The organism is Streptomyces hydrogenans, from assembly GCF_014656075.1.
GTDB lineage: Bacteria > Actinomycetota > Actinomycetes > Streptomycetales > Streptomycetaceae > Streptomyces > Streptomyces hydrogenans.
The window spans coordinates 1-3,888 of record NZ_BNBS01000253.1 but is presented as its reverse complement, the minus strand read 5'-3'; the positions used below and the strand labels follow the sequence as shown (position 1 = coordinate 3,888).

At 74.6% G+C, this 3,888-nt stretch carries 4 protein-coding genes; all 4 read right to left on the bottom strand.

Annotation, left to right across the window (positions count from 1 at the left end):
* Positions 1-625 precede the first annotated feature (625 nt).
* On the bottom strand, positions 626-814 hold the full coding sequence (locus tag IE321_RS40985; protein WP_190226706.1) for a hypothetical protein: 189 nt from the start codon (positions 812-814) through the stop codon (positions 626-628).
* Between the two features lie 167 nt (positions 815-981).
* Positions 982-2,586: a phytoene desaturase family protein gene (locus IE321_RS40980; RefSeq protein ID WP_190226705.1), complete on the bottom strand. Its 1,605-nt coding sequence runs from the start codon at positions 2,584-2,586 to the stop codon at positions 982-984.
* The gene (locus IE321_RS40975) at positions 2,573-3,091 is read right to left on the bottom strand and encodes an SRPBCC family protein (RefSeq protein ID WP_190226704.1); all 519 of its coding nucleotides are present in this window, start codon (positions 3,089-3,091) and stop codon (positions 2,573-2,575) included. Before IE321_RS40975 ends, IE321_RS40980 begins: the two co-directional genes overlap by 14 nt.
* Positions 3,092-3,127: 36 nt before the next feature.
* The coding region (locus tag IE321_RS40970; protein ID WP_190226703.1) for an SDR family NAD(P)-dependent oxidoreductase at positions 3,128-3,888 on the bottom strand (761 nt) is incomplete at its 5' end.

Genomic DNA, 3,888 nt, shown 5'->3' with positions numbered 1-3,888 from the left:
AGGGGGTGGGCCACCACCGTTCTCGCTGCCTGCTGTCGCTCCGTAGATGGCCAAGGCCTGCGAGGTGAAGTGCCCGGGCCGGGGTAGGCGCAGAAGCAGCCGGGCCGGTCGTCGTGACGTAGCAGGGGGAACCTGCTCACCTCCAGTGATCGGCGTCCGGCCCGGGGCGGGGCCGGTGCTGGGACGTACCGGCCCCGCCACCACGAACCACCGGACGACCGCCCCCGAACGACCGCCCCCCTCGGGCCACCGTGCTGCCGGCCCGGCATCCGCCCGCTTCCTGCCCGACCATCCTCCGGCCCGCTCCCACAGCCTTTCTGGACGCCCTTGCGACCTGATCCAGCATGCCGCCGGAGGAGCTGAGGTGGCTCGTCATCTGGTGCCGGCCGTCGGACTCAACAGAGAGCTTGACCGGTAGGCGGGCCCGGCGGAGGTTGTGGTTCTGCGAAAGTGCCGGGCTCGGCCGTAGGGGGCTGCACCGTCGACTGGACATGCGAGCGGGAGAGACGTGGCGAAGCAGGACAGCCTGCGGCGACGAGCACGAAACCCTCCCCGAACTGAGAGTCGCCGGCCACCAGCGGATGCGCACTGCTATTGCCTTACCGCCGATCTTGCCGCTGGTCACTCATGTACTGGCCTCGTCATCGAAGGTCGCCTGCCACCGCTCCAGCTCTGCGAGCGTGTCTTGGACCTCGTCATGCTCCCGGCTGCCGTAGACGCGGGTCTCCTCCTCGGAGAGCTTCCGCAGCGTGTCCACCGCGCCGGTGGGGTTGCCGGCTTGCCCGGTGCGGATCGCCCAGCGGAATGGGGTCATCAGCGTGCTGGGGTGGTCGGGTCCGTGACTGCGGAGTCGATCAATGAGAGGTTCAGCGTAGGCGGTTGCGGCGCCAGCCGGGTCACCGGTTGTTCACCGCCAGTGGGCAAGGTTGCCGCGAATGGCGAAGGTGCCGGGAGGTCGGGTCCGAGGATGCGCGGAGTCGTTCAGCGGAACGGCCGGGGCCGGAGGCGCCGCGTCGACCGGGGCGGGCGCGGCATCCGTAGGGCGGCGCAGGCGGCGTTGGCCCCGGGAGCGCCGTGGACCCCACCGCCCGGGTGGGCGGTCGCCGAGGCGAGGTAGAGCCCCCGGACCGGGGTCCCCGGGCGTCCCGTGCCGGGCACGGGGCGGAAGACCAGCTGCTGGTGCAGGCTCGTGGTGCCCTGGTTGACGGCGCCCCCGACGAGCGCGGCGTTCATCCGCTCCAGGTCGGGCGGCGCCAGCACCCGGCGGTCCAGGACCGAGGACCGGAAACCGGGGGCGAGGCGCTCGATGCCCGCCTCCACGCGCGCGGCGACGACGGCCTTCTCCCGCTCGTCCCAGCGCCCCCGCAGCCCGTCGCCCCCCGCGTCGCCCCGGATCTCCTGCGGCACGTGGGTGTAGCCCCACGCAGATTCCGTACCCGCCGGGGAACGCGTCGCGTCGGCGGTCGTCATCTGGCCGAGGACCGTGAACGGCACGTCGGGGACCCGTCCCGTCGCCAGCTGGGCGGCGAACCGGGTCAGCTCGTCGACGCAGTCGGTGACGTGGACCGTCCCGGCGCCCCCGGCGCCCTCGGCGGTCCACGGGATCGGACGCGACAGCGCCCAGTCGATCTTGACCGTGGAGAGGTCCCAGTGGAAGCGCCGCAGGTCCTCGAGCAGCCGCCCCGGCAGGTGCTCGGACGCCACCAGCCGCCCGTACAGCACGGTCGCCGGCACGTCGGCGAACACGGCGCGCAGCGCGGGCACCTCCCCGCCGTCCTCGGTGCGGACCGCCACCGCGCGGCCACCCCGTACGACGACCTCACTCACCGTACGGCGGCAGTGCACCGCACCGCCGCGCGCCTGGAGCCGCCGGACCAGGGCCCGGGTGAGTGCGGCCGCCCCGCCGACCGGCACGGGGAAACCGTGCGCCTGGCCGAGCATCGACATCAGCCACCCGAAGCCGCCCCCGAGCGCGGACTCCGGGCCGAGATCCGCGTGCAGCGCGTTGCCCGCGATCAGCAGCCTGCCGCCCTCGCCCACGAAGTGCTCCTCACCGAACCGCCGGGCCGGCAGCAGCAGGGTCCGCGCCAGCCGCAGGGCCTCGGCGGGGCCGGTGCGGGCGACGAGCCGCAGCCCGGACCGGACCGGCGGGAACGGCGTGAACAGACATCCCACCAGGTCGTCGCCGAGGCGGCCCCATTGCTCGTACAGCCGCTCCCAGGCATCCCCGTCGGGCCCCGCGAAGCCCGCCAGGGACGCGGCCGTCTCCCGCGGGTCACGGGAGAGCACCGCGCAGCGGCCGTCGGAGAGCGGATGGGCGACGACCGTCGGCGCGTGCGCCCAGCGCAGCCCCTGGTCCTCGAGCCGCAGGGCCCGGAGCACCGGCGAGGCGGCCGCCAGCGGGTAGAACGCGCTGAAAAGGTCGTGCACGTAGTCGGGGTGGACGCCCCGGTCGCTGCGCACCGCGCCGCCCGGCTCGTCCTGCGCCTCCAGGACGACGACCCGCCAGCCGGCGTCCGCGAGGACGTTGGCGGCGACGAGCCCGTTGGGACCGGCGCCCACGACCACCGCGTCAGGCGCCGACACGGGGGCCGCCCCTCTCGGGGCCGGACCGCAGCCGACCGGACGCGCCCGATGACTCCGCCGAGTCCGCGGATGGGTCCATCTCCGGCCCCGACCCCACGAGCTCGGCCGGCGTGGCACGGTGGCGCAGCTGGAGGGCGACGTTCAGGACCGCGTTGTGCCAGCGCCCCGCCGGTCCCCTCAGGGGGTGTCCGTCGACGATCACGAGCGCGTCTTGGCCCCACGGCTCGACGGTGATCGCGATCCTCGCGCTGCCCGACCGGCCGGCCATCGAGTCCAGTTCGAAGCGGCGCCCCGGCTCGTAGACGCGTGAGACGGTTCGGCCCTGGTACTCCAGCGGCCCGAACCGCAGCGCGTACCCGATCTCCGACCCTTCGTCGGGCCACCGTCCGTCCCCGTTCCACGACTCGTCGGTGCCGACCGCCCAGCGTGCGTACAGCGCGCCCTCGGACAGGACTGACCACACTTCGACCGGGGGATTGCGGATGAGCTGGTGGCGCACAGCCATGACGGTCTCCCAGAGGTTAGTGAGGGGGTGTTCCGTTCACCCGCCGCCGCGCTCGGCGGCGCGCTCCTCGCCGCCGGCGCCGGACGGCGTGTGGAGGATGCCGCTGGTGACGGGGGTCCCGTCGGGCGGCGACAGGTAGCGGTGCTCGGTCGCGCGCGCGATGAGCGTCCGGACGAGGCCGGGCGCCAGGCGGTACGCGCGGACGAGCAGCTGCGAGGAGACGCCGACGACCACCCGGCGCGGGTGGGTCCGCGCGGCGCGGACCACGGCCCGCGCTATCCGCTCGGGAGGGACGAGCGGGGGCAGCGCCCGCACCCGGCGGCCGGTGTGGTTGGCGGCGTGGAGGAAGAACGGCGTGTCCACCCCGCCGGGCAGGACGCTGCACACGTGGATGTCCCGGGCCCCGGCGAGGGCCAGTTCCTGGCGGAGCACGTCGTCGAACGTGACCAGCGCGGCCTTCGACATCGCGTACGCCGACAAGTAAGGCGCCCGGACGACCCCGCCGAGCACGGAGGAGACGTCGACGATGACGCCGCCTCCCTGGCGGCGCATCACGGGCAACGCGGCGCGGGCCCCGTGGACCACGCCCATCACGTTCACGTCGAACAGCCGACGGACGTCCTCCGAGGGCGCCCGGTCGGCGGCGCCGAGGACACCGACGCCCGCCACGTTCACCCAGACGTCGATCCGCCCGTGCCGCGCGAGCGCCGCGGCCGCCAGCGCCTCCACGGCCCGCTCGTCGGTGACGTCGGTGGGCACGGCGAGCGCGTCGGCGGCGGGATGGGCGTCCGCGCAGC

Excerpts from the sequence above, each read along its gene's own strand:
- IE321_RS40975 (WP_190226704.1), bottom strand. The coding sequence starts at position 3,091 with ATGGCTGTGCGCCACCAGCTCATCCGCAATCCCCCGGTCGAAGTGTGG.
- IE321_RS40985 (WP_190226706.1), bottom strand. The coding sequence starts at position 814 with ATGACCCCATTCCGCTGGGCGATCCGCACCGGGCAAGCCGGCAACCCC.